The 24,476-nt window shown below is 42.0% G+C and carries 27 protein-coding genes; 26 read left to right on the forward strand and 1 reads right to left on the reverse strand.

The features are described 5' to 3' along the window. The 3 genes from rpe to spoVM are packed head-to-tail and all read left to right on the forward strand — an operon-like array spanning position 1 to position 1,496. A complete protein-coding gene (rpe, locus tag SporoP17a_RS14805) occupies positions 1 to 669 on the forward strand; it encodes a ribulose-phosphate 3-epimerase (protein WP_083035396.1) in 669 nt (222 codons plus the stop codon). Then, positions 666 to 1,319, forward strand: coding sequence for a thiamine diphosphokinase (locus SporoP17a_RS14810; protein WP_083035397.1), 654 nt, complete (start codon positions 666 to 668; stop codon positions 1,317 to 1,319). Before rpe ends, SporoP17a_RS14810 begins: the two co-directional genes overlap by 4 nt. 15 nt (positions 1,320 to 1,334) lie before the next feature. After that, positions 1,335 to 1,496, forward strand: a complete 162-nt coding sequence (gene spoVM / locus SporoP17a_RS16815; RefSeq protein ID WP_099638033.1) for a stage V sporulation protein SpoVM — start codon at positions 1,335 to 1,337, stop codon at positions 1,494 to 1,496. Between the two features lie 224 nt (positions 1,497 to 1,720). Here the strand turns inward: spoVM and rpmB are convergent, their stop codons facing one another. Further along, positions 1,721 to 1,909 carry a 50S ribosomal protein L28 gene (gene rpmB, locus SporoP17a_RS14815; protein WP_029052334.1) on the reverse strand — a complete coding sequence of 63 codons (189 nt, stop codon included), beginning with the start codon at positions 1,907 to 1,909 and terminating at the stop codon, positions 1,721 to 1,723. Positions 1,910 to 2,123: 214 nt separating this feature from the next. Between rpmB and SporoP17a_RS14820 the strand changes: the two genes are divergently transcribed. The 23 genes from SporoP17a_RS14820 to SporoP17a_RS14930 all read left to right on the forward strand — a co-directional run bounded on the left by SporoP17a_RS14820 (position 2,124) and on the right by SporoP17a_RS14930 (position 24,384). Beyond that, a complete protein-coding gene (locus SporoP17a_RS14820; protein WP_029052333.1) occupies positions 2,124 to 2,486 on the forward strand; it encodes an Asp23/Gls24 family envelope stress response protein in 363 nt (120 codons plus the stop codon). Between the two features lie 18 nt (positions 2,487 to 2,504). Beyond that, a complete protein-coding gene (locus tag SporoP17a_RS14825) occupies positions 2,505 to 4,160 on the forward strand; it encodes a DAK2 domain-containing protein (protein ID WP_083035398.1) in 1,656 nt (551 codons plus the stop codon). 117 nt (positions 4,161 to 4,277) lie between these two features. After that, complete coding sequence (gene recG, locus SporoP17a_RS14830; protein ID WP_083035399.1) at positions 4,278 to 6,317, forward strand: ATP-dependent DNA helicase RecG; 2,040 nt, start codon at positions 4,278 to 4,280, stop codon at positions 6,315 to 6,317. A gap of 100 nt (positions 6,318 to 6,417) precedes the next feature. Further along, positions 6,418 to 6,990, forward strand: coding sequence for a transcription factor FapR (gene fapR / locus SporoP17a_RS14835; RefSeq protein WP_083035400.1), 573 nt, complete (start codon positions 6,418 to 6,420; stop codon positions 6,988 to 6,990). Positions 6,991 to 6,996: 6 nt separating this feature from the next. Next, on the forward strand, positions 6,997 to 7,989 hold the full coding sequence (gene plsX / locus SporoP17a_RS14840) for a phosphate acyltransferase PlsX (protein WP_083035401.1): 993 nt from the start codon (positions 6,997 to 6,999) through the stop codon (positions 7,987 to 7,989). Then, entirely contained in the window at positions 7,986 to 8,930 is a 945-nt protein-coding gene (gene fabD, locus SporoP17a_RS14845) for an ACP S-malonyltransferase (protein ID WP_208859803.1), read from the forward strand. Before plsX ends, fabD begins: the two co-directional genes overlap by 4 nt. Further along, positions 8,930 to 9,676 (forward strand): 3-oxoacyl-[acyl-carrier-protein] reductase, encoded by a 747-nt coding sequence (gene fabG / locus SporoP17a_RS14850; protein WP_083036147.1) that lies wholly within the window; start codon positions 8,930 to 8,932, stop codon positions 9,674 to 9,676. Before fabD ends, fabG begins: the two co-directional genes overlap by 1 nt. 111 nt (positions 9,677 to 9,787) lie before the next feature. Then, a complete protein-coding gene (locus tag SporoP17a_RS14855; RefSeq protein WP_029052326.1) occupies positions 9,788 to 10,027 on the forward strand; it encodes an acyl carrier protein in 240 nt (79 codons plus the stop codon). 106 nt (positions 10,028 to 10,133) lie between these two features. Beyond that, positions 10,134 to 10,901 carry a ribonuclease III gene (gene rnc, locus SporoP17a_RS14860; protein ID WP_083035403.1) on the forward strand — a complete coding sequence of 256 codons (768 nt, stop codon included), beginning with the start codon at positions 10,134 to 10,136 and terminating at the stop codon, positions 10,899 to 10,901. A 2-nt stretch (positions 10,902 to 10,903) separates the two neighbouring features. Beyond that, a complete protein-coding gene (smc, locus tag SporoP17a_RS14865; RefSeq protein ID WP_167693447.1) occupies positions 10,904 to 14,461 on the forward strand; it encodes a chromosome segregation protein SMC in 3,558 nt (1,185 codons plus the stop codon). 12 nt (positions 14,462 to 14,473) lie between these two features. Next, positions 14,474 to 15,496: a signal recognition particle-docking protein FtsY gene (gene ftsY, locus SporoP17a_RS14870; RefSeq protein WP_083035405.1), complete on the forward strand. Its 1,023-nt coding sequence runs from the start codon at positions 14,474 to 14,476 to the stop codon at positions 15,494 to 15,496. A gap of 60 nt (positions 15,497 to 15,556) precedes the next feature. Further along, a complete protein-coding gene (locus tag SporoP17a_RS14875; protein ID WP_083036149.1) occupies positions 15,557 to 15,886 on the forward strand; it encodes a putative DNA-binding protein in 330 nt (109 codons plus the stop codon). 12 nt (positions 15,887 to 15,898) lie between these two features. Beyond that, the gene (ffh, locus tag SporoP17a_RS14880; protein WP_083035406.1) at positions 15,899 to 17,254 is read left to right on the forward strand and encodes a signal recognition particle protein; all 1,356 of its coding nucleotides are present in this window, start codon (positions 15,899 to 15,901) and stop codon (positions 17,252 to 17,254) included. Positions 17,255 to 17,346: 92 nt separating this feature from the next. Continuing rightward, positions 17,347 to 17,619, forward strand: coding sequence for a 30S ribosomal protein S16 (rpsP, locus tag SporoP17a_RS14885; protein WP_029052320.1), 273 nt, complete (start codon positions 17,347 to 17,349; stop codon positions 17,617 to 17,619). A 15-nt stretch (positions 17,620 to 17,634) separates the two neighbouring features. Then, positions 17,635 to 17,868, forward strand: a complete 234-nt coding sequence (locus SporoP17a_RS14890; protein WP_083035407.1) for a KH domain-containing protein — start codon at positions 17,635 to 17,637, stop codon at positions 17,866 to 17,868. Positions 17,869 to 17,944: 76 nt separating this feature from the next. Further along, the gene (gene rimM / locus SporoP17a_RS14895) at positions 17,945 to 18,460 is read left to right on the forward strand and encodes a ribosome maturation factor RimM (protein WP_083035408.1); all 516 of its coding nucleotides are present in this window, start codon (positions 17,945 to 17,947) and stop codon (positions 18,458 to 18,460) included. After that, the gene (trmD, locus tag SporoP17a_RS14900; RefSeq protein WP_083036151.1) at positions 18,460 to 19,197 is read left to right on the forward strand and encodes a tRNA (guanosine(37)-N1)-methyltransferase TrmD; all 738 of its coding nucleotides are present in this window, start codon (positions 18,460 to 18,462) and stop codon (positions 19,195 to 19,197) included. Before rimM ends, trmD begins: the two co-directional genes overlap by 1 nt. A gap of 126 nt (positions 19,198 to 19,323) precedes the next feature. Then, positions 19,324 to 19,668, forward strand: coding sequence for a 50S ribosomal protein L19 (gene rplS / locus SporoP17a_RS14905; RefSeq protein WP_083035409.1), 345 nt, complete (start codon positions 19,324 to 19,326; stop codon positions 19,666 to 19,668). Between the two features lie 106 nt (positions 19,669 to 19,774). After that, positions 19,775 to 20,338 carry a signal peptidase I gene (lepB, locus tag SporoP17a_RS14910; protein ID WP_083035410.1) on the forward strand — a complete coding sequence of 188 codons (564 nt, stop codon included), beginning with the start codon at positions 19,775 to 19,777 and terminating at the stop codon, positions 20,336 to 20,338. Positions 20,339 to 20,356: 18 nt separating this feature from the next. Beyond that, positions 20,357 to 21,211: a ribosome biogenesis GTPase YlqF gene (ylqF, locus tag SporoP17a_RS14915; RefSeq protein ID WP_083035411.1), complete on the forward strand. Its 855-nt coding sequence runs from the start codon at positions 20,357 to 20,359 to the stop codon at positions 21,209 to 21,211. 115 nt (positions 21,212 to 21,326) lie between these two features. Next, positions 21,327 to 22,100 carry a ribonuclease HII gene (locus SporoP17a_RS14920; RefSeq protein ID WP_083035412.1) on the forward strand — a complete coding sequence of 258 codons (774 nt, stop codon included), beginning with the start codon at positions 21,327 to 21,329 and terminating at the stop codon, positions 22,098 to 22,100. Beyond that, positions 22,097 to 24,100: a hypothetical protein gene (locus SporoP17a_RS14925; protein ID WP_083035413.1), complete on the forward strand. Its 2,004-nt coding sequence runs from the start codon at positions 22,097 to 22,099 to the stop codon at positions 24,098 to 24,100. Before SporoP17a_RS14920 ends, SporoP17a_RS14925 begins: the two co-directional genes overlap by 4 nt. Beyond that, a complete protein-coding gene (locus tag SporoP17a_RS14930) occupies positions 24,097 to 24,384 on the forward strand; it encodes an EscU/YscU/HrcU family type III secretion system export apparatus switch protein (protein ID WP_083035414.1) in 288 nt (95 codons plus the stop codon). The genes SporoP17a_RS14925 and SporoP17a_RS14930 overlap by 4 nt, the downstream gene beginning before the upstream one ends. The last annotated feature ends 92 nt before the right edge of the window (positions 24,385 to 24,476 follow it).

Here is a 24,476-nt window from a genome sequence, read left to right on the forward strand (position 1 = left end):
ATGATTAAAATTGCACCATCTATTTTAGCTGCAGACTTTGCAAGACTTGGTGAAGAAGTGAATGAAGTAGAAAAAGCAGGAGCCGAACTAATTCACATCGATGTAATGGACGGACATTTCGTACCGAATATTACAATGGGTCCCATCGTTGTCGAGGCGTTGCGTCCATTGACAAAGTTACCGCTTGATGTCCATTTGATGATTGAAAATCCGGACGCTTACATTGAGGATTTTGCGACAGCTGGCGCGGACTATATTACTGTGCACGTAGAAGCATGTCCTCACCTGCATAGAACATTGCAATTGATCAAATCGACAGGTGCAAAACCAGGCGTTGTGTTGAATCCACACACGCCGGTTGAACAAATCATACATGTCCTTGAAGATATTGACATGGTATTGTTCATGACAGTCAATCCAGGTTTTGGCGGACAATCGTTTATTTATTCCGTCTTACCAAAAGTGAAGCAACTCTCTGAAATCATCAACGAACGAAATCTATCTATTGAAATTGAGATTGATGGCGGTATTAACGAAGAAACCATCAAACCTTGTGTAGAAGCGGGTGCGACTATTTTTGTTGCAGGTTCTGCAATTTACGGAAAAGAAGATCGTGCACAAGCTCTCCAAGCTATTAAATCAGCAGGTGAAAGTGTGATGGCGAAATGAAGTATGCCATCGTGTGTGCAGCAGGACCTAAAGAAGAAGTGGTTGACTTAGCTGAATACGATCAAGAAGATACTGTGTATATCGGTGTAGACCGTGGTGCATTGTATTTATTGGAAAAAGGAATTCAGCCCAATGAAGCAGTTGGCGACTTTGACTCTGTGACGCAAGAGCAGTTTGATAAGATTAACTCGAATGTAGAAATTGTCCATCGCGCGAATGAGGATAAAGATGAGACAGACACAGAACTGGCTGTACAGCGAGCACTTGCATATGAACCTGATTATATTATCTTAACTGGCGTGACGGGTGGTCGCTTGGATCACTTACAGTCTGCTTTGCATTTATTGTATCGTATGCAAGCGGAAAATCGGAAAGTGAAATTCAAGATACACAACACTACAAATGATATCCGTGTCATGCTACCTGGCGTGAGACGTGTAAAGAAAGATTCACGCTATCCGTATACTTCCTTTTTCTCGTTTGGCCCCGTCGTCACAGGGCTGACGTTGACAGGTTTTAAATACGAAACGGTGAATGAACGATTAGAAATGGGTGTAACTCGTTTTACAAGTAACGAAACAGTGGCGGATGTTTGTACTATCTCTTTCCGTGAGGGCATATGCTTAATGGTAAGGAGTTCAGATTCCTGAAAGGAGTTGGGGGATTTGCGAGTATACACATTCACGCTTCCGAAGTTTGTCAGTAACATCGTGAGAAAGTGCGCAGTAGCTTTCCAAAAGGACAGCCGTACTAAATCGACCGTTGCTGCCAATCCAAAAGCCGCCAAGACAAAAAAACGCAAAAAAGAAAAATCACAAAGCGCCTAAGAAGGTGCTTTGTGTTTTTTCTTTTTTAGGGAAGCAAAAAAGCGCCTTTATGGTAATTCCTCCAACATCAGTCGAGGCTACCCGGCGCTTTCAGCATTACATCATATCCAGCTTCAGACGGCAGCCGCTCGGGACACTTCAGTCTTGAAGATAAAGGCAAAAAACGCCTTTATATTCAAGCCCTCCAGTGCCTGTCGCAGCTAAACGCCGTCTTCAGCTTTTGATTATACTCGTTGTACTTTGCCTGATTTTAAAGCTCTTGCAGATACCCAAACGCGTTTAGGTTTTCCGTCGATTAGGATTCTAACTTTTTGAAGGTTAGCGCCCCAAGTGCGCTTGCTAGAGTTCAGAGCGTGAGAACGAGTGTTTCCAGAACGAGCTTTACGTCCAGTAATAACACATTGTTTAGCCATTTTAGTTCCTCCTCGTGAATTATTTAGCGATTCACGTTACAATTCGCATACCATAGTACTTTATCATAAGCGTCGGATCGATGCAACATTTTATTTTGGTACTCTCAAGGTTTTTTCCTTTACACTATATTTTAACGGTTTCAATACTTTCATTCCTGATGAATTCCCGTATAATGTACGTATGATGTGTCTAGAGATGGGGAGGAGAAGAGGAATGTCAATCGAACTGAAAAATGAGCATGGTACGATCGATATTACAAATGATGTAATTGCGCAAGTAGTCGGAGAGGCTGCGGTCGAGTGTTATGGAATTGTAGGGATGGCTTCCCAGCATCAAATTCGTGATGGACTTACAGAAATTCTTCGCAAAGAAAATTATTCTCGCGGCGTAATTGTGCGTAACGAGGGCGATGCATTCCATATCGATATCTACGTCATCATGAGCTATGGCACGAAAATCACTGAAGTGGCCTATCAAGTACAATCTAAAGTGCAATATATAGTGAAAACGACGTTAGGGCTATCAGTAAGTTCTATAAATATTTTTGTTCAGGGAGTTCGTGTAACGAACGTGTAAAAGGAGGCCTTTAAGTCAATGACTTCAATCAATGGATTGCAATTTGCGAAGATGGTAGAAATGGGTTCGCATCATCTTAGTCAAAATGCGGATTATGTGGATTCTTTAAATGTATTCCCGGTGCCTGATGGTGATACGGGAACGAATATGAATTTATCCATGACATCGGGTGCAAAAGAAACAGAAAGAAATGCGCAGGAACATATCGGTTTGACGGCACAAGCATTTTCAAAAGGGTTGCTTATGGGTGCTCGTGGAAATTCTGGTGTAATACTATCCCAGTTATTCAGAGGATTCAGCAAGCAAATTGAGAATGAAGCGGAAGTCAACGTCAAGCAATTTGCAGAAGCACTTCAATACGGTGTGGATACAGCTTACAAAGCCGTTATGAAACCTGTAGAAGGAACCATTTTGACTGTTGCTAAAGATGCAGCTAACGCGGCAGTTGAGCATATAGAAGATTCATCGGATTTAACTGCATTACTAGAAATTATTGTGAAAGAAGCCAAAGCTTCATTGGAACGAACGCCGGATCTATTGCCTGTGTTAAAAGAGGTAGGGGTAGTAGACAGTGGTGGACAAGGTCTAGTGTATGTGTATGAAGGGTTTTTGGCATGCCTAAAAGGTGAAGACTTACCTAAGAAGGTAGTGATGCACTCAATGGATGACCTAGTTATGACAGAGCATCATCGCAGTATACAAGGTTTCATGAATTCAGAAGACATTGAGTTCGGCTACTGTACGGAGTTTATGGTCAAATTGGATTCTGCTAAGTTGCTCGATCAGCCATTTGATGAAGCCATGTTCCGTCAAGATTTAAGTGAACTTGGCGACTCACTGCTTGTCATTTCAGATGATGAAGTAGTAAAAGTACATATTCACACTGAAGAACCTGGAGATGCCTTGTCTTACGGACAGAGGTATGGTTCATTAACGAAGATGAAGATCGATAATATGCGTGAGCAACATAGTGATATTATGGATCGAGATGACGCATCAACATCGAAGCCGGTTCAGCATAAATATGCGATTGTAACGGTTTCGATGGGCGAAGGTATCGCTGAACTTCTAAAAAGTATCGGGGCATCAGCCGTGATCGAGGGTGGACAGACGATGAATCCTTCTACGGAGGATATCGTTAAAGCGATTCAAGAAATCGGTGCAGAAAAAGTGTTAATCTTGCCCAATAATAAAAACATCATCATGGCTGCTGAGCAAGCAGCTGAAGTATTGGAGATTGAAGCGGCAGTTGTGGCGACGAAATCCGTTCCAGAAGGCTTAGCGGCTATTTTAGCATTTAATCCTGAAGCAACTGTAGAGAATAACGCGAAAGCGATGTTACAAGCGTCTTCTGCTATTAAAACTGGTCAGGTCACTTACGCTGTTCGTGATACATCCATTGATGGTGTAACGATCCAAAAGGATGACTTTATGGGAATCGCCCAAGGCAAAATCACTAGTTCAGATTCTTCATTGGAAGATGTGACGAAAAATCTCATTTCTTCCATGATTGATGAAGAAGATGAAATTGTCACGATCATTTATGGTGAAGATGTGACAACTGAAGAAGCAGAAAAGATTAGTGGTTATATTGAAGATCAATTTGAGCATGTGGATATAGAATTGTACGCTGGAAAACAACCGCTCTATCCATATATTATCTCTGTTGAATAAATACATTACGTTGTCCTGTAAGTAGGGGCAACGTTTTTATTTTCCTGTCTTTTCATGGTAAACTGAAAAGAAGAACACTCGTTTTCTAACCAAGTATGGAAAGGAGGTAGTTTTCATATGGAGAACATCTTGAAGAACAGTGTAGGAACAGTAAAAGGAATTGGCAAAGCAACAACTGAACAATTTGAAAAGTTGGGGATTTTGACGATTGAGGATTTATTGTATACTTTCCCGTATCGCCATGAAGATTTTCGGATGAGGGATTTGACTGAAACACCACATGGCGAACGTGTCACCGTAGAAGGTCGGGTAGAGTCTGAACCGACCGTCTTTTATTCGGGAAAAAACCGGTCAAGAATGCAAGTTCGTTTATTGGTCGGCCATCATTTAGTGAAAGCGGTATTTTTCAATCAGCACTATTTAAAAGACCGTCTATTCACGGGAATGCAAATAAATGTTACTGGTGCATGGGATCGAGGACGCCAGACGATTACGGTGAATCGTCTACATACCGGTGGGCAGACTGATTTTGAGCCGGTCTATAGTTTGAAGGGAATTATGCATCAGAAAACGTTTCGGCGTTATATGCGCACTGTAATAGACTTAACAGCTGAATCTATAGAAGAGACATTGCCGCAGGAAATGCTTGAAGTATACAAGCTACCTTCTATAGCACAAGCCCTAGAGATGGTTCATTTCCCAACTGAGGCAGAAGACGTCAAGCATGCTCGCAGACGTTTTGTTTATGAAGAATTATTGCTGTTTCAATTGAAAATTCAAGGGATGAAAAAACTGCGTAAGGAACAGGAAAAAGGGCTCGTTATTCAATATGACTTGGACTTGCTGAAAAAATTCATCAATACGTTGCCATTTGAATTAACAAATGCGCAAAAGCGTGTGGTGAATGAATTATGTGCAGAGTTGAAATCGCCACTTCGTATGAACCGTTTGCTGCAAGGAGATGTGGGATCAGGCAAGACAGCTGTGGCGGCCATCGCTCTGTATGCAGCGGTGACAGCAGGATTCCAAGGAGCGTTGATGGCACCAACGGAAATATTGGCTGAACAACATGCTGAATTATTAGCCAATTGGTTTGAACCATTCGGTGTGACTGTCGCATTTCTCGCTGGATCTACAAAAGCGAAAGCGAGAAGAGAGTTATTGGAACGCCTGGAGCTTGGGGAGATTGACTTGCTGGTCGGAACGCACGCGCTGATCCAACCTGAAGTACAATTTCATAAACTGGGCTTTGTCGTGACGGATGAACAACACCGTTTCGGCGTGCAACAACGTCGTGTATTGCGAGATAAAGGCTTAAACCCGGATGTATTATTCATGACTGCAACCCCTATTCCAAGAACACTAGCCATTACGGTATTTGGCGAAATGGACGTTTCAGTCTTAGACGAATTACCGGCAGGGCGGAAAGAAATTGAAACTCATTGGTTGAAAGAAGAATCCTTAATACCTGTGTTACAGAAGATGGAGAAAGAATTACGTGCAGGAAGGCAGGCGTACGTCATTTGTCCATTGATCGAGGAATCCGATAAATTGGATGTCCAAAACGCAGTGGAAGTACATGCGGAATTGAGCAATTATTTCGCTGGTCGCTATACGATAGGTTTGATGCACGGTCGATTGCCTTCAGCTGAAAAGGATCAGGTCATGCGGGAGTTCAGTGAAGGACAGTTACATGTCCTAGTTTCCACTACAGTTGTAGAAGTAGGTGTCAATGTACCAAACGCGACTTTCATGCTGATTTATGATGCAACAAGATTCGGTCTAGCACAGTTACATCAATTAAGGGGACGTGTTGGGCGAGGATCCGATCAATCATATTGTGTATTGCTCGCTAATCCGTCTACAGAAGAAGGAAAGATGCGGATGCAGTCGATGACAGAAACGAACGATGGATTTATTTTAGCTGAAAAGGATTTGGAGCTGCGCGGATCGGGAGATATTTTTGGCAAGAAGCAAAGTGGAATGCCAGAATTTAAAATGGCAGACTTGGTTCATGATTTCAAAGCACTCTCTATAGCGCGCGAGGATGCGGAGCGCTTGTTGAATTCAGGTGCGTTTTGGACAAATGATGAATATGCTACGCTACGCGGACGTTTAGAACAGTCAGGTGCACTCACTGATAAGCGTATAGATTGATAGAAGTGCAACGTAGTAAATTGATAACCGCTTGCAATCTGATTTACCTCTTTATATACTTAGTATTAATACCAAGTGCTAATCTGAAGGGGTGTAGTAATTGAGAGTTCCGAAACAGGAGAGGCAACAATTACTCGTAAAGCTGCTTAAAGAAGATCCTTTTCTAACAGATGAAGACATTGCCAGGCATTTTTCTGTCAGCATTCAAACCGTGCGGCTAGATCGTTTAGAGTGTCATATTCCCGAATTACGAGAGCGGTTGAAATCCGTAGCGTCACAACAAATGTCAGGTACAGTGAAGTCTATGCAAGCAGAAGAAATATTTGGAGAAATTATTGATGTGGAATTGGACGATAAAGCAATTTCGATCTTTGACGTACAGGATGTGCATGTGTTTAAACGAAATGGCATTGCCAGAGGTCATCATTTATTTGCGCAGGCGAACTCATTAGCTGTAGCAGTCTTGGATGATGATTTGGCTTTGACAGTCCGTTCTTCACTGCACTTTCAAAAGCCGGTGAGAGCTGGTGATCGTGTAGTGTCTCGTGCTACTGTGCGCAAAGAAACCTTGAAAAATAAAAGTACGGTCGTCGATGTCCTGTCAACAGTGGAAAGTGAGCCTGTTTTTTCAGGAGAGTTTCAGATGTACCGTACCACAAAAAAAGGCGGGTAATTACATATGATTATTGCAGTAGATGCAATGGGTGGAGATAACGCACCCGGAGAAATTGTTAAGGGAGTATTGCAGAGCCTTCATGCATTTGATGACATAACGATACATATATTTGGTGATGAGCAAAAAATGGCACCATTCCTTGAAACACATCCGCGCCTTCAAGTAGTACACTGCTCTGAAGTCATTGAACCTGATGATGAGCCCGTGCGTGCAATTCGAAAGAAAAAAGATGCATCTATGGTCCGTATGGCGCAAGCGGTGAAAGATGGAAAGGCTCAGGCATGTGTGTCAGCTGGTAATACAGGTGCTCTCATGTCGGCAGGACTCTTTATTGTAGGTCGCTTAGATGGTATCCAAAGACCCGCACTGGCACCGACGTTACCGACGATCAACGGCAGTGGTTTTGTGTTGTTAGATGTAGGAGCGAACTCAGATAGCAAACCTACACAGTTAGCACAGTTTGCTGTCATGGGCAGTATCTATGCGGAAAAAGTGCGCGGAATCGACAAGCCGCGTGTAGGGCTATTGAATATTGGAACAGAACCCGGAAAAGGTAATGAGCTGACAAAACACGCCTATGAAGAGTTGCAAGCTGCACCTATTAATTTCGTTGGTAATGTGGAGTCGCGTGATTTGTTGAATGGTGTGGCAGATGTCGTTGTCACAGACGGTTTTACAGGAAACATGGTGTTGAAAACTATTGAAGGTACTGCGATGAATGTATTCTCCATGATTAAAGATGTGTTTATGTCTTCAATGAAAACCAAGCTTGCCGCTGGATTAGTGAAAGATGATCTCAAAGGTTTGAAGAAGAAAATGGATTACTCGGAGTATGGCGGAGCGGGTTTATTTGGCTTGAATCATCCTGTCATCAAAGCGCATGGTTCATCAAATGCCAACGCGCTTTTTAATGCAGTTCGCCAAGCAAGAACCATGGTACAATACCAAGTATGCGAAACGATTAAAAAAACAATCGGAGAGGAAGAGGAATCTTGAGTAAACTGGCATTTGTTTTCCCGGGACAAGGCTCACAAGCAGTAGGGATGGGGAAAGTATTCACAGAGAAGAACGAAACGTGTAATGAATTCATGCAAAAAGCCGATAAAGCTCTTGGTTTTGAACTGAGCACTTTGATGCTCGAAGGCCCTCAAGATGAATTGACGTTAACTTATAATGCTCAACCAGCTCTACTTACAGTGGGTGCGATGATCGCAGCACGTTTGGAAGAAGAAGGCATTACGCCAGACTATACAGCAGGACATAGTCTAGGCGAGTATACAGCTCTAGTTGAATCCAAAGTTCTTTCATTCGAAGATGCGGTAGTGGCTGTTCATAAAAGAGGTCTGTACATGAATGATGCCGTACCAGCAGGTAAAGGTGCCATGGCGGCCATACTAGGAATGGATCGTGACGTATTGGAGTCGATTACAGCGAACATTACAGAGTCGGGACATCCTGTACAACCAGCCAACTTAAACTGCCCTGGCCAAATCGTTATTTCGGGTGCAAAAGAAGGTGTGGACAAAGCATGTACTGCCTTGAAGGAGGCGGGTGCGAAACGTGCATTGCCATTGAATGTAAGTGGACCTTTCCATTCTGTTCTCATGCAACCAGCAGCAGGAGAATTACAAAAGACGCTTGAAGGCATTGATATGAAAGATGCGAAAATCCCTGTTATTGCAAACGTCACAGCAGACGAAGTAACAAAGCAGGACGAAATAAAGAAATTACTAGTTGAACAATTGTACTCACCCGTACGCTGGGAAGAGTCTATTGAAAAACTACTTGAATTGGGTGTTACTCGTTTCATAGAATGTGGACCTGGAAAGGTATTGAGCGGATTAATCCGTAAAATAGACCGTACAGCTAAAGTGTACCCAGTATACGATGAAGAAACACTTGAGAAGTTGCTTGAAGAAGCGAAAGGATGGTCATGATGGGAAGATTCGATGGAAAAACGGCAGTAGTTACAGGAGCATCCAGAGGGATTGGGCGCACTGTTGCTTTACGCTTAGCTTCAGAAGGTGCTAAGGTAGTCGTTAATTATAGCGGTAGCCAAGATCGAGCAGAAACGGTCGCAGAGGAAATTCGATCTGCGGGTGGAGAAGCACTCGTCTTTCAAGCGAATGTTTCTGACGCTGATCAAGTGAAAGCTATGATGGATGAGACAATTAAACAATTTGGTAGTATTGACATCCTCGTGAATAACGCTGGCATCACACGAGATAATTTATTGATGCGCATGAAGGAAGACGAGTGGGATGATGTATTATCGATTAACTTAAAAGGTGTATTCCTATGCACAAAAGCTGTTACGCGCCAAATGATGCGTCAGCGTGCAGGAAGAATCGTGAATATGGCTTCGGTTGTAGGTGTTGCAGGAAATGCAGGGCAAGCAAATTATGTGGCAGCAAAAGCGGGCGTTATTGGTTTGACAAAAACAACTGCAAAAGAATTGGCAGCGCGTAATATTTTAGTGAATGCTGTTGCTCCAGGATTCATTACAACTGATATGACGGATGAATTGGGCGATGATATGAAAGAGCAATTATTGTCAACGATTCCTTTAGGCAAGCTTGGAAGTGCGGAAGATGTAGCGAGCGTCGTCGCATTCTTACTATCCGATGAAGCGAAATATATTACCGGTCAGACTATCAATGTAGACGGCGGTATGGTGATGTAAATGTACTACTTCTTTTAAAGCGCCGTTTATGGTTGCGTAACGAGGGGACTACCCTCTATAATTCAATAGTAGCTAATGAGCTGACTTTGGCCTTGAGAGGAGGTGACTATGTTGTCAACAGTACTTGAGCGCGTAACAAAAGTAGTTGTCGACCGTCTAGGTGTCGATGAAAGCGAAGTAAAACCTGAAGCTTCTTTCCGTGAGGATCTTGGAGCTGATTCACTAGATGTAGTAGAACTTGTTATGGAATTTGAAGATGAGTTTGAAACGGAAATTTCTGATGACGATGCAGAGAAAATTGCAACTGTCGGAGATGCAGTAACGTACATTACAGAAAAAGTAGGCGAATGACCTTATTGGTGAGACACTTTCTTCCTTTCGTCTGAAAAGGAGAAAGCGTCTCTTTTCGCTTTACACGTGTGTACAGACTATTAATAGATGAGAGGCAGAGTAGTTTATGAAAAATAAAAGAAATTCGAAAGAAACCGCATCACACCCTACATTGCCACAAGCTGTACGCGAGAAATTCACCAAGCTCCAGCAGGAATTAGGCGTTCAATTCCAGGATGAGAAATTATTGTATAATGCATTTACCCATTCATCCTATGTCAATGAACATCGCCGAAAGAAGTTTTCTGATAATGAACGATTAGAATTCCTAGGAGACGCTGTATTGGAACTTGGAGTATCTAAATTTTTATTCCGTACAGAACCGGCAAAAAGCGAAGGGGAACTGACGAAACTTCGTGCAGCGATTGTTTGTGAGCCATCACTTGTTAAGTTTTCGAATGAATTGAACTTTGGAGATTATATTCTTCTGGGTAAGGGTGAAGAACTAACTGGTGGAAGAATGCGTCCTGCATTACTGGCGGATGTATTTGAAGCGTATATCGGTGCGTTGTACTTGGATCAGGGCATGGAAGTTGTTGAAGAGTTTCTAAAACGAATCGTTTTTCCGAAAATTAGTATCGGAGCTTTTTCGCATGTGACAGATTATAAGAGTCGTCTGCAAGAATTGGTGCAGCAAAAAAATAACGGACCCCTTCACTATGAAGTTATTGAAGAAAAAGGTCCTGCACATGCGAAAAAGTTTGTTACCGTAGTTAATCTCAATGAACAACAACTTGGAAAAGGAATTGGGAAATCCAAGAAAGAAGCGGAACAGGAAGCTGCCCGTCGTGCGATAGAACATTTATTGATGCAGACAACCGAAGGGGAGAACTAATCGTGTTTTTGAAAAGGCTGGAAATCGCAGGCTTTAAATCTTTCGCGGAAAAGATTCATGTTGATTTCGTACCAGGAGTAACGGCCATTGTAGGACCTAACGGAAGCGGAAAAAGTAATATTATCGATGCGATTCGCTGGGTGCTCGGTGAACAATCCGCAAAATCATTGCGCGGTAGTAAAATGGAAGATGTCATTTTTGCAGGCAGTGATTCCCGCAAAGCAGTTAATTTTGCAGAAGTCACACTCATATTGGATAATACACAAAATCTATTTCCGCTTGACTACACTGAAATCAGTGTAACTAGAAGAGTTTTTCGATCCGGAGATAGTGCATATCTGCTAAACGGTCAGACTTGCAGGTTAAAAGATATCACCACGCTATTTATGGATTCAGGGTTAGGAAAAGAGGCTTTCTCCATTATTTCGCAAGGTCGGGTTGATGAAATATTGAATAGTCGTGCTGATGAAAGACGCAATGTCTTTGACGAAGCAGCAGGTGTCTTGAAATATAAAACACATAAACTGCAAGCAGAGCATAAATTATTTGAGACGACCGATAATTTGGATCGTGTACTGGATATATTAAAAGAAATCGATGATCGACTCATTCCTCTTCAAAAAGAAGCAAGTTTGGCGCGTAAAGCTTCTGATCTGCGTTCAGAACTTCGGGAAGCTGATGTTCGTCTACTTCATCACGACGCCTCTGCTTTACAACAGCAAATTTCTGAAAAGACGGCAGTTGTAAAAAATGATGAATTAGAATTGCGAAAGACTTCCGATGACCTTACACAATATGAACAAGAATTGGACTTTGACAAAAAAGGCCTTAAGAAAGTAGAGCATCAACTGGATGAATATCAAAACGAATTGATCAAACAGGCAGCAGAAGCTGAAAAGTGGGAAGGCAGAAGATTGCTATCCGTTGAAAAGACCCGCAATACGAAGCAACAAGTGGAGCGCATTGAAAAAGAGTTGCTTACTGCAGAACAAGCACAACAAATGGCTAAAGATAAACTTCATTCTATGCAGATGAAGCAGAAAACTGCTCAGCATGAACTTGAAGAAGCGACGAAAGAAAGTAAGCAAGTCACGGCCATGTTAAACAGTTCATTAAAAGAAACCGAACAGCAAATTGAACAATTGAAATCCGTCTACATTGAGCGTCTCAATGAAGAGGCGACTGTACGAAGTGAAATCAAGCATGTAGAAGAGCGACTTCAGGGAGAGAAATCTTCCACAGAGAAGATCACGGTTCAAACTACCTTGCTTTCCGAACGCAAACAACAACTTGCGAAAGAACAGCAGGAAAAGATTAAAGAAAAAAATAGTGTTCAGCAACAGCTTGACGAGCTAGAGAAGTCAGCTAGAGCTTGTCATCAACAACTTACAGAAGAAGAGCAACGTCTATCTACCCAACAGCAGTTTCTGCAAAAAGCATTGCGTAAACAATCCGAAATGCAAGGAAGACTTCGTGCTCTGGAAAGTCTTGAAAAGGACTTTTCAGGGTTCTATTCAGGTGTCAAAGAAGTACTTCATGCGAAGCAGCAACAACGGATACAGGGCATCGAAGGAGCTGTAGTGGAACTCATTACAACAGAACCAGCCTACACAAAAGCAATCGAAACAGCACTTGGTGGTGCCATGCAGCATATTATTACCACGACTGAGCGTGATGCAAGACGAGCTATCGGTTATTTAAAAACGAAAAATTTCGGTCGCGCTACGTTTCTTCCAATGGATATTTTAAAGCCGCGTGAACTTCCTATGAATAGCCGGCAAGTGCTCACGCAACAGCAAGGTTTTATCGGAACAGCATTTGAACTCATTCAGACATCTGCGGCATATGAGTCGGTTGCTAAAAATTTACTAGGTCAAACGATTATCGCCAGTGATTTAGAGGCTGCATCAGGTTTAGCGAAAACAATAGGACACCGCTATCGCATAGTGACGCTGGACGGAGATATAATAAATGCAGGCGGTTCATTGACAGGTGGCGGGGCGAAAGGCCAATCCACGCTTTTTTCACGTAAGGCGGAGCTAGAGACTCTCGCAAATCAATTGCAGCAAATGGATGAGTCTATTCAACAGGCTACTGCACAGACGTCTGAAACGCGTAATCTCGTTGGAGCGAGTTTACATCTTCGTGATCAATTACGCGTAAAATTAGAAGAAATCCAACAGAAAAAGTCTCTTATTCAGTCATCTTTACAAGAAACGGAAATGGAAATGCGTTCTGTTGAAATGGAAATATCCACAATTGAAATCGGACACACAGATACAGTTTCTGCCGAAAAACAGTTATCGACTAAAAAACAAGAGCTACAAACTCGTCATGAAGCATTAAAAATCGAACTTCAAGAGATGTTGGAAAAGTTGGAAGGTTTGGAAAGACTAGTAGAGAACCGACGAGAAGAACAACAATCTCTACAGAAGAGATTGCATGACTTACAACAAAAAAGCGCCGTATTGAAAGAGCAAAATGCCTATCATACAAGCGGTATGTTGGAAACCGTCACCCAATTAGATGAATTGGAACGGACAATAAGCCAATTGCGAGAAGAACAGCAATATGTGCAAGAAGTTGTAATAGGTAAGGAATTAACGCCTGAGGAAATAGATAAGCAAAGTCAACAAGCGAATGAAGCAAAACAAACATTGCAAAAAACGATCGAGACGGAAAAAGCTAAGCGTGTTCAGCAAGCAAAGCATGTTCACGATCAAGAACAACGTATTAAAACGATTAGACAACAAGTAAGTACTATTTCTGAGCGACTGAACACATTGAGGATTCAGTTATCCAGACTCGAAACACAGTATGAAACGGTTAGAGATCGTTTGGATGAAGAATACGGCTTGCGACCGAATGAACTGCAGATTGAGCCGGTGGATATTCCGCTACTTCGCAAAACAGTGGAAGATTGTAAGCGACAACTAGCCACGATAGGACCTGTCAATCCGAATGCGATTCAAGAATTTGAAGAAGTTTCAGAACGTCATGAGTTTTTACAATCACAGCGTAATGATTTAGTCGAAGCTAAAAATACGTTACAAGAAGCCATGGCAGAAATGGATCAGGAAATGAAGAGCCGGTTCGAGACAACATTTGAAGCAATTCGTAGTCATTTTCGTCGCGTGTTTAAGGATATGTTTGGTGGTGGGGAAGCGGATCTTGTATTAACGGATCCAAACAACTTACTTACGACTGGAATTGATATCATGGCACGACCTCCGGGGAAAAAATTACAGAATTTGCGTCTGTTATCAGGAGGGGAACGTGCATTAACGGTTATTTCTTTGTTGTTCTCTATTTTAGAAGTTCGTCCTGTGCCTTTTTGCATTCTCGATGAAGTAGAAGCGGCACTGGATGAAGCGAATGTCGTACGATATAGTAATTATTTGAGGAAGGTTTCGGATCAGACACAATTCATTGTGATCACGCATCGAAAAGGCACGATGGAAGGTGCGGACGTCTTATATGGCATTACGATGCAAGAGTCGGGTGTCTCGAAATTACTTTCTGTTAAACTATCTGAAGTGCCAGAGGAAATCAGTAGCTAAGGAGTGAAGTGAATGTCTTTCTTTAAGAAGATAAAAGATAAAATATCAGGAACAAACGAAGTGGTAGCAGAGAAGTTCAAAGATGGACTGACAAAGACACGCGATTCATTTACATCGAAAGTTAATGATTTAGTATTTAGGTTCCGTGTCGTCGATGAAGAATTCTTCGAAGAATTGGAAGAATTATTACTCCAAGCAGACGTAGGCTTCGAAACGGTTATGGAATTGATTGATTTGCTGAAAGAAGAAGTGCAACGTAAAAATATCAAGGACACTTCAGGTATGCAATCATTAATATCTGAGAAGCTTGTAGAAATTTACAATACAGGTGAAGAAGTTTCTAGTGAACTGAATATCGAAGAAGGAAGACTAAACGTAATTTTAATGGTCGGTGTGAACGGTGTGGGGAAAACAACAACGATCGGAAAAATGGCTGCCCGCCTTACGAAAGAGGGAAAAACTGTTATGCTAGCTGCCGGTGATACATTCCGCGCAGGCGCCATTGAACAGCTTGTTGTCTGGGGAGAACGTACGGGTGTAGAGGTTGTACGTCAGGCAGAAGGTTCGGATCCAGCTGCAGTTATCTTTGATGCTGTGAAGGCGGCTAAGAAGCGTAATGTTGATGTGTTAATCTGTGATACAGCAGGTCGCTTACAAAACAAAGTGAACTTGATGAATGAGCTAGAAAAAGTACACCGCGTCATTGGCCGAGAAATTGAAGACGCTCCACATGAAGTATTATTGGCGTTAGATGCGACGACTGGACAGAACGCGTTAATCCAAGCGCAGACATTTAACGACGCGACGAATGTCACAGGGATTGTATTGACCAAGCTAGATGGTACAGCGAAAGGCGGTATTGTATTAGCTATTCGTAATAAGCTCGATATTCCAGTGAAATATGTAGGTCTCGGTGAAGGCATCGATGATTTACAACCTTTCGATCCGGTGAAATATGTTTATGGATTGTTTGCGAACGGATTGGAAATGGAAGAAACTGAAGACGATGAAAACGAAGTTGAAGAAGACAAGTAAAATCACTTGACGGCATTACAAGCGCACGATAGTATAGAATAGTGGCTGAAGGAGGTCGTGATCTTGCTTGAAAAAACGACAAGAGTGAACTTCCTCTTTGATTTTTATCAATCATTATTAACTGACAAACAACGTTTATATATGCAATTATATTATTTGGATGATCTTTCTCTCGGTGAAATCGCTGAGCAGTATGGCGTATCGAGACAGGCTGTGTATGACAATGTGAGACGGACTGAGGCTATGCTCGAAGATTACGAGAAGAAACTCAATCTGTTTGAAAAGCATGAAGGTCGACTTGAAATTATAGAGCTACTGGAAGAAATGGCTCCTAGTCAAAACTCCAGTCACTTCATGAAATTGCTACATACCTTAAAGGATTTTGAATAGGGGGGATTGTCTATGGCATTTGAAGGTCTAGCCGAACGCCTGCAAGGAACTATGAATAAAATTACAGGCAAAGGTAAAATTAACGAAGCTGACGTAAAAGAAATGATGCGTGAAGTGCGTTTTGCACTAATTGAAGCAGACGTTAACTTGAAAGTCGTTAAACAATTTGTCAAGACGGTCAGCGAGCGCTCAGTGGGTCAGGACGTAATGAAAAGTTTGACACCTGGTCAGCAGGTAGTGAAAATCGTAAAAGACGAATTAACGAATTTGATGGGTGGAGAACAAAATCCTATTCAATTCGCACGTAAATCGCCTACAGTCATCATGATGGTAGGTTTGCAAGGTGCTGGTAAAACAACGTCTACTGGTAAATTAGCCACAGTTCTACGTAAAAAGCATAATAAGAAACCTTTGCTTGTGGCTGCGGATGTATATCGCCCAGCAGCGATTCAACAACTTGAAACATTAGGGAAACAGATTACAGTACCCGTGTTTTCTATGGGAACCGATCAATCGCCTGTTGAAATTGCCAAACAAGCAATGGTAGAGGCAGAACGTGAGCATAATGATGTTGTAATCATTGATACTGCAGGTCGACTCCATGTGGATGAAGCACTTATGCAGGAACTGAAAGATATTCGTGAACTGACTAATCCTGATGAAATATTCCTCGTAGTGGATGCGATGACAGGTCAAGATGCAGTCAATGTCGCGAAAAGTTTCGATGATACACTTGGAATCACTGGCGTCATCTTGACAAAACTTGATGGGGACACACGTGGGGGTGCGGCATTATCTATTCGTACCGTTACAGAAAAACCAATCAAATTTGTCGGTATGGGTGAAAAGATGGATGCGCTTGAACCATTCCATCCAGAACGTATGGCGTCACGAATTTTAGGTATGGGCGATGTCATGTCATTGATTGAAAAAGCGCAGGAAAACGTCGATGAAAATAAAGCGAAAGAGTTAGAGCAGAAATTGCGTACTCAAAGCTTTACGCTAGATGACTTTCTTGATCAAATGCAACAAGTAAAGAAAATGGGGCCACTCGACGAAATTCTGAAAATGATGCCGGGTGCGAACAAAATCAAAGGACTTGACAATGCTAAAGTGGATGAGAGTCAGATGGGTCGTGTGGAAGCAGTCATTTACTCTATGACGCTTGCTGAACGGGAAAACCCGGAAATTATTAATGCGAGCCGCAAAAAAAGAATTGCTACAGGTTCTGGAACTTCCACTCAAGAAGTCAACCGTTTGCTGAAGCAGTTTGAGGAAATGAAGAAAATGGTTAAGCAAATGACCAATATGCAACAAAAAGGTAAGAAGAAAGGTAAAATGCCTGGTTTTGATGCGTTTTTTAAATAAAATAGAAGGTGTTAAGAAAAAACACTTTACAAACAAATAAAACCTTGGTAATATACTATCTTGTGTGAAACTATTCGGAGGTGTAGATAATAATGGCAGTTAAAATTCGTCTAAAACGTATGGGAGCTAAGAGATCTCCTTTTTATCGTATTGTAGTAGCTGATGCACGTGCACCACGTGACGGCCGTCAAATCGATCAGGTTGGTACATACAACCCGCTTACAAAGCCAGCAACAGTTGAAATCAACGAAGAATTGGCTTTGAAATGGCTTCAAGATGGAGCTAAACCATCTGATACAGTTCGTAACTTGTTCTCTGAGCAAGGTATCATGGAAAAATTCCATAACGCTAAATACAGCAAGTAATTTGGAGGGGTGGACATGAAGCAGCTGATTGAAACAATTGTAAAACCGTTAGTCGATTACCCGGACGACGTGAAAGTGGTAGCTGAAGAACAGTCTCAACGAGTTGTTTATCAGTTATCAGTGAATGCGGAAGATATGGGTAAAGTGATCGGGAAGCAAGGTCGTGTGGCAAAAGCGATCCGTACGATTGTTTACTCAGCAGCAGGCGGCCACCACGGCAAAAAAGTGTATTTGGATATCTTGGATTGATCCAAAAGGAAGGAGCCCCGGTTCCTTCCTTTTTTGCACATATAAATACTTTTATTTATATAACGGAGGCGAAATAATGGAATGGTTTAATGTAGGCACGATTGTGAATACGCATGGTATTAAAGGTGAAGTTCGTGTGATGTCCAAAACAGATTTCCCGGATGAGCGATATGAAGTGGGAAGTGAGCTTGCGATCTTCATGCCAAAAAGCAAGGCACCTACGTTTGTGAAAGTGATTAGTCACCGTAAGCATAAAAATTTCGATTTACTTATGTTTGAAGGCTATCCAAATATCAATGATGTCGAGAAGTTCCGCGACGGTGTAATCAAAGTATCGGAGAAAGAATTGACAGAACTCGAAGAAAATGAATTTTATTATCATGAAATCATCGGCTGCCGCGTGGTTACTGAAACAGGTGAAGAAATCGGTACGGTTACAGAAATTATTGAAACAGGTGCCAATGACGTATGGGAGGTAACGCCTGCTGAAGGCAAGCCGCATTATATCCCATATATCGAAGATGTGGTAAAGGATATCGATATTGACGAGCAAATCATTAAAATTGAATTGATGGACGGATTGCTTTCATGATGAAAATCGACGTTCTTTCATTGTTTCCAGAAATGTTTGAAGGTGTACTTCAATCTTCCATCATGAAAAAAGCGCAAGAACAGCAAGCCGCATCGTTTACAGTCACGGATTTTCGTGACTACTCAACAAACAAACATAAAAAAGTGGATGATTATCCGTACGGTGGCGGTGCAGGAATGGTACTGAAACCTGAACCTCTCTTTGCGGCTGTAGAAGCCGTCACGAACACAAGTAACAGTAAGCCCCGCGTGATCTTAATGTGTCCACAAGGCGAACGATTCACGCAGAAGAAAGCAGAAGAACTTGCGAAAGAGCAACATCTAGTTTTTATCTGTGGACATTACGAAGGATATGATGAGAGAATTCGTGAACATTTGGTTACGGATGAAATATCACTAGGTGACTTCGTGTTGACGGGCGGGGAAGTTGCTTCTATGGCGATCATTGATAGTGTAGTGCGGTTACTCCCTGACGTTCTAGGCAATGATCAATCGGCTGTCCACGACTCGTTTTCAACGGGTATGTTAGAACATCCGCAATACACTCGGCCAGCAACGTTCAACGGCCTTGAAGTGCCTCCTGTGCTGTTGTCGGGCAATCATGCCGAGATTGAAAAGTGGAGAGAAGAGCAAGCATTCATTCGAACGGCACAACGGCGTCCTGAATTATTACAAGAAGCACCGTTAACAGATCATCAAAAAAAACTTTATCAGCAATGGGTACAAAAAAGAGGCTAAATTAGCTTGATTCGTTAACAAGCGTGTGCTATGATTTATAAAGCGCTTTTTAAGAGCGCCTATTTTACTGTTGTTCCGCTGCAAAGCAAAACGTGCAAGAGCATCAGAAAAGAAGGAGAGAAAAACATGCAAAAACTAATTGCAGATATTACAAAAGATCAGTTACGCACTGAACACCCTTCATTCCGTCCTGGCGATACACTTCGCTTGCACGTGAAGATCATTGAGGGAACTCGTGAGCGTATCCAGTTGTTCGAAGGTATTGTTATCAAACGTCGCGGTGGCGGAATCAGCGAGACTTTCACTGTACGTAAAATTTCAAATGGTGTTGGCGTAGAGCGTACATTCCCATTACACACACCTAAGCTAGCTAAAATTGAAGTAACTCGTCGCGGTAAAGTTCGTCGTGCGAAGTTGTACTACCTACGTAAACTACGTGGTAAAGCAGCACGTATTAAAGAACTCCGCTAATAAGATAAACAGAAACGAAGGAGGCCTTGTACTTGGCCTCCTTTCTTTTTGCTCAGAAAGACAATTGGCTGTACAATAATAACAGACAGGGCAGGAGGCTAGATTGATGGAAGAGAAAAAAACGAGAAGTGAAGGACTGGAATGGATTAAAGCATTGTTAATAGCGTTTGGATTAGCCGCCATTATTCGTATCTTTTTATTCACACCAATCGTCGTTGACGGTATATCCATGATGCCAACGTTGGAACATGGGGACCGTATGATCGTTAATAAAATCGGTTATACGATTGGTGAACCAAATCGTTTTGATATCGTAGTATTCCATGCGCCTGAGCAGAAAGATTATATTAAACGTGTGATTGGTCTGCCAGGAGATACAGTGGAGTACAGAGATGATGTACTGTATGTAAATGATGAACCATATGAAGAGCCGTACCTTGATCAATACAAAGCGGAAGTGCAAGATGGTACGCTAACGGAAGACTTTACACTGCAGGACATACCACAAATCGAGGCAGAAACAGTGCCTGAAGATCACATATTTGTAATGGGTGATAACCGTCGGAAAAGTAAAGATTCCAGACATATTGGTGCAGTTTCAATCGATGAAGTCGTCGGCAGTACCAGTGTAGTATTCTGGCCGATTAAAGACTTCGGTATTGTGAAATAACGAAAGGAGACGATTCGAATGGCTATTCAATGGTTTCCGGGCCATATGGCGAAAGCGAGACGTGAAGTCACAGAAAAACTAAAGTTAGTGGATATAGTATTTGAGTTAATTGATGCTAGGCTGCCGCTTTCATCACGTAACCCTATGATAGACGAAGTGACACAGCAGAAACCAAGATTGCTTATTTTGAATAAGATGGATTTAGCGGACGAAGTGCAAACTAAACGTTGGATTGCCTACTTTGAACAGCGAGGCTTACGTACTGTGGCAATCAACTCATTTGAAGGTAAAGGTATTCAAACAGTTACCAAAGCGGCTAAAGAAATCTTGCAACCAAAATTTGATCGCATGAAGCAGCGAGGAATACGTCCGGGAGCAATTCGCGCAATGATAGTCGGTATTCCAAACGTTGGAAAATCTACGTTGATTAACCGATTAGCGAAGAAAAACATCGCGAAAACAGGAAACAAACCGGGTGTAACCAAAGCGCAACAATGGATTAAATTCGAGAAAGAATTAGAACTTTTGGATACACCGGGAGTGCTGTGGCCGAAGTTTGAAGACCAGCAAGTTGGTTATAAGTTGGCGTTAACTGGTGCAATCAAGGACTCCATATTAAATATGGAGGAACTTGCAGTATATGGACTTCGGTTTTTAGAAACGCATTATCCTGAAAGATTGGCGCAACGCTATGAAATGACCACAGTGGGTGATCATATTCAATCATTGTTCGATGCAATCGGTGAACGTCGAAAAGTATATACTGTAGGTGGAGAAATTGATTATGACAAAGTAGCAGAAATGATCGTACAAGACATCCGCGACCAGCAAGTAGGTAAATTAACATTCGATTTCCCAGAGGAATTCGAATGACTAGACGCAACGGCTTGGAACTCTGATTCCGAACCGTTGCTTTTTTGTCGAAAAAATCATGTAGGAACCGATATAATACATAGACAATCATATTGAAGATGGACAGGTGAAGAAATTGACAACTATACAGCAAATAAAAGATCAATTACAAGAGTTACACGAACCGAATGAGTGGCTTACGAAACTAGAAGCCGACACTAGAAAAGGTGTTCAACAAGCGATTATTCAGTGGCGCGCTCGATATGATAAAAAACAAGCACTTATTCAAGAATTTCAAAAGAAAATAGCTTTTGATGATTCGTATAGATCTTCACGAATTTCATTAGTGGCGGGAATTGACGAAGCGGGAAGAGGACCTTTGGCGGGACCGGTAGTTACAGCTGCGGTTGTACTACCTGAGGATTGCTCAGCTTTAATCGGACTGGACGATTCAAAGAAAGTGTCCAAAGAGAAAAGGCAAGAATTTGCTAGATTAATTAAAGAACAAGCCGTGGCGTACGCCATACATGTGCAACCTGCTAAAATAATAGATGAATTGAACATATATCAAGCAACAAAACAATCGATGGAAATGGCTGTTAATGAACTGGACGTAGCGCCTCATGTAGTGGTAGCAGATGCAATGAATCTTCACACAGCATGCCCGTGTTATTCCATTGTAAAAGGAGATGAAAAAAGCCTATCTATTGCAGCGGCCTCTATATTAGCTAAAACAACCCGTGATGCGCTGATGAATGAATTGCATGAGGAGTTTCCTTGGTATGCATTTAATGAGAATGCGGGATATGGAACAGCGAAACATTTACAAGGACTTGAAACACATGGATTTTGTGAGCATCATCGTAAATCATTCGAACCGATCAAAACGATGTGGAGGGATCGACAATGAACTTACATTCATTATCCGCTTCATCTGCAAGAGCTACTACGACGGAAACTCAACCACTGTCACTGAAGGAAGGACAAATGATACATGGCAAGATCACGCAATTATTTTCTGGTCAAATGGCGCAAGTGCAAGTTGGGAATCAGCAGTTGTATGCAAAATTGGAAGTGCCTATGCAGGCAGGAGATAATTATTACTTTAAGGTCAATGGCACTGAACCTGAATTACGGTTACAGGTTATTTCCGGTCCGATGCGTGGAGAAGGTCAGTCAGTTCAACTCAGCCAGTTAATAGAATCGTTAAGTTTACCTAAAACCAAAGAAATGAAAGATGTACTCGCGACAATCGTCAAGCAAAAAATTCCTATGACAAAAGAAAATATGCTTGAAGCTGTCAACCTTCTGAAAACATTGCCTGAAGGAATGAAAGCAGAGGCGCTCGCAACGCTTGGAAAAATGGCTGAAGCAAGGCTACCTTTTACGCCTGCTATATTTCAATCGCTTCTACAAGCTCACACGGGCACGATTGCGCAACAATTCACAACACTGCAAACTACCATCCAAAGTGAGCCTAACCTGCCTCCAGCAATGCGTGAACAGCTTCTGGTGACGATGCAAGCTCTGTCTTCTCCTTTAAGCCAAGCGGTAGGGAAGGAACTGCTTAATCAAACTGTATCCCAATTGCTTAACTCCCAAGCTAGTCAAGCAGACCGGTTTGCTGCACTACAATTATTAAAAAGCGCTGATATACTGCCAGCTCGAACGTCGTTGGCAAACTTGCCTCAAGTATTGGCTGAGCAGACCACCAAAGCGGATACGCTACCTGCAAATGTTACTAGCGTCATGACGAATCAAACAGAGGCCAATAAGGCTATACAGTCTTTAATAACTCAGTTGAGTCAGACACCTGTTGCAAATCAACAAACAATGAAAGCTGTTGTTCAAAATATTACGCAGCAGCTACCCAACACTACACTTCCGGAATCCGTAAAAAACGCATTGCAGACTGTGATGAATCAGATAACCCAACAACCCATGACAGATCGTGCTAAAGCTATTGTCGTTGAGCAATTTAGTAATGTATTTACACAAGTTACAGCAACACAAACAGTCGCACCGTCAGCACCCTCTAACACAGCGTTAATAGACCAACTTCAACAGGCAACGGCACAACAAGCGAGCAGACAGGAAACAGCCGCTATTTCATCACGGCAACCAACTATGATGAAGGAAGAACAACAGTCGGTACTTTCGCTTTTAGTACCACAAAATAAAGAAAATGAGGCAATTCGGGCATTAATGCAAACGGCTGAAAAGTCAGGGAGTAGTCAAGTGAAACAATTAATTCAGCATGCTGAAACTCAAGTATCACAGACGGTAAATGGACCAGTCATGAAGGAAGCCATACAACAAGTGTTGAGTACATTAGGTGTGAATTATGAAGCGATGCTTGGTGGAAAAGAACCTGACGTAGCCAATTTGGCAAGCACATTAAAACCACAATTGCTAGCCATGCTGCAAGATCCATCGCTTTCACCAGCACTGCGTGAGGCAGCGGAGACCATGGTACTTCGCATGAATGGAACTTTACTCCAGTCAGGAGAGACAGGCACGCAACAACAGCTGATTATGCAACTGCCACTTGAAATGTTTGGTAAGAAAATTGATGCTACGTTGCAATGGAATAGCCGTATGAAAGAAAATGGGAAAATTGACCCAGCCTTTGCACGGATATTATTTTATTTAGAATTAGAATCACTAGCAACAACATTAGTCGATATGCACGTGCAAAATAAAGTGGTAAATTTAACAATTTATAATGATGAATCTTCATTGAAGACAACGGGTGCAACTTTCCAAGATGTCTTGAAAGAAGGCCTTGAAGGAGTAGGTTATAAACTGTCAGGCGTTATGTTTAAAGCGTTCACAGAAAAACAGCAAAACATCAAAAAAGCGGCTAACACCTTCCAGTTGGATGAGGGAGGAGTAGATTACAGGATATGAAAAATGAACAACGTTTTACAAGAAAAGAAGCCGTTGCATTGTCCTATGATCCTGAAGTATCAGATGCTCCGAAAGTAATAGCGAAAGGAAAAGGGAAAATTGCTGAAAATATTCTTGAACGCGCGCAAGAACATGCTATTCCCGTTCAGGAAGATCCAAGTCTGCTGGAATTACTTGGTCAATTAAATGTCAACGATACGATACCTGAAGAACTCTATCAGGCCGTATCGGAAGTATTCGCGTATATTTATCGTTTAGATCGTGAAAAAAGCAATATCAGATAAGATGCTTTTAAATTGTGGGAAATTAAAGAATTTTGTTTTACAATAGCGATTCATGGACAATGTGTGACGGTTTGATTACAATAAAACAGTAG

It is taken from the genome of Sporosarcina ureae (genome assembly GCF_002082015.1).
GTDB classification, from domain to species: Bacteria; Bacillota; Bacilli; order Bacillales_A; family Planococcaceae; genus Sporosarcina; species Sporosarcina ureae_A.

What these genes read in the sequence shown, in the direction of transcription:
- rpe (WP_083035396.1), top strand. Translation starts at nt 1, where the DNA reads ATGATTAAAATTGCACCATCTATTTTAGCTGCAGACTTTGCAAGACTT.
- SporoP17a_RS14810 (WP_083035397.1), top strand. Translation starts at nt 666, where the DNA reads ATGAAGTATGCCATCGTGTGTGCAGCAGGACCTAAAGAAGAAGTGGTT.
- rpmB (WP_029052334.1), bottom strand. Translation starts at nt 1,909, where the DNA reads ATGGCTAAACAATGTGTTATTACTGGACGTAAAGCTCGTTCTGGAAAC.
- SporoP17a_RS14820 (WP_029052333.1), top strand. Translation starts at nt 2,124, where the DNA reads ATGTCAATCGAACTGAAAAATGAGCATGGTACGATCGATATTACAAAT.
- SporoP17a_RS14825 (WP_083035398.1), top strand. Translation starts at nt 2,505, where the DNA reads ATGACTTCAATCAATGGATTGCAATTTGCGAAGATGGTAGAAATGGGT.
- recG (WP_083035399.1), top strand. Translation starts at nt 4,278, where the DNA reads ATGGAGAACATCTTGAAGAACAGTGTAGGAACAGTAAAAGGAATTGGC.
- plsX (WP_083035401.1), top strand. Translation starts at nt 6,997, where the DNA reads ATGATTATTGCAGTAGATGCAATGGGTGGAGATAACGCACCCGGAGAA.
- fabG (WP_083036147.1), top strand. Translation starts at nt 8,930, where the DNA reads ATGGGAAGATTCGATGGAAAAACGGCAGTAGTTACAGGAGCATCCAGA.
- rnc (WP_083035403.1), top strand. Translation starts at nt 10,134, where the DNA reads ATGAAAAATAAAAGAAATTCGAAAGAAACCGCATCACACCCTACATTG.
- ftsY (WP_083035405.1), top strand. Translation starts at nt 14,474, where the DNA reads ATGTCTTTCTTTAAGAAGATAAAAGATAAAATATCAGGAACAAACGAA.
- ffh (WP_083035406.1), top strand. Translation starts at nt 15,899, where the DNA reads ATGGCATTTGAAGGTCTAGCCGAACGCCTGCAAGGAACTATGAATAAA.
- rpsP (WP_029052320.1), top strand. Translation starts at nt 17,347, where the DNA reads ATGGCAGTTAAAATTCGTCTAAAACGTATGGGAGCTAAGAGATCTCCT.
- SporoP17a_RS14890 (WP_083035407.1), top strand. Translation starts at nt 17,635, where the DNA reads ATGAAGCAGCTGATTGAAACAATTGTAAAACCGTTAGTCGATTACCCG.
- rimM (WP_083035408.1), top strand. Translation starts at nt 17,945, where the DNA reads ATGGAATGGTTTAATGTAGGCACGATTGTGAATACGCATGGTATTAAA.
- trmD (WP_083036151.1), top strand. Translation starts at nt 18,460, where the DNA reads ATGAAAATCGACGTTCTTTCATTGTTTCCAGAAATGTTTGAAGGTGTA.
- rplS (WP_083035409.1), top strand. Translation starts at nt 19,324, where the DNA reads ATGCAAAAACTAATTGCAGATATTACAAAAGATCAGTTACGCACTGAA.
- lepB (WP_083035410.1), top strand. Translation starts at nt 19,775, where the DNA reads ATGGAAGAGAAAAAAACGAGAAGTGAAGGACTGGAATGGATTAAAGCA.
- ylqF (WP_083035411.1), top strand. Translation starts at nt 20,357, where the DNA reads ATGGCTATTCAATGGTTTCCGGGCCATATGGCGAAAGCGAGACGTGAA.
- SporoP17a_RS14925 (WP_083035413.1), top strand. Translation starts at nt 22,097, where the DNA reads ATGAACTTACATTCATTATCCGCTTCATCTGCAAGAGCTACTACGACG.
- SporoP17a_RS14930 (WP_083035414.1), top strand. Translation starts at nt 24,097, where the DNA reads ATGAAAAATGAACAACGTTTTACAAGAAAAGAAGCCGTTGCATTGTCC.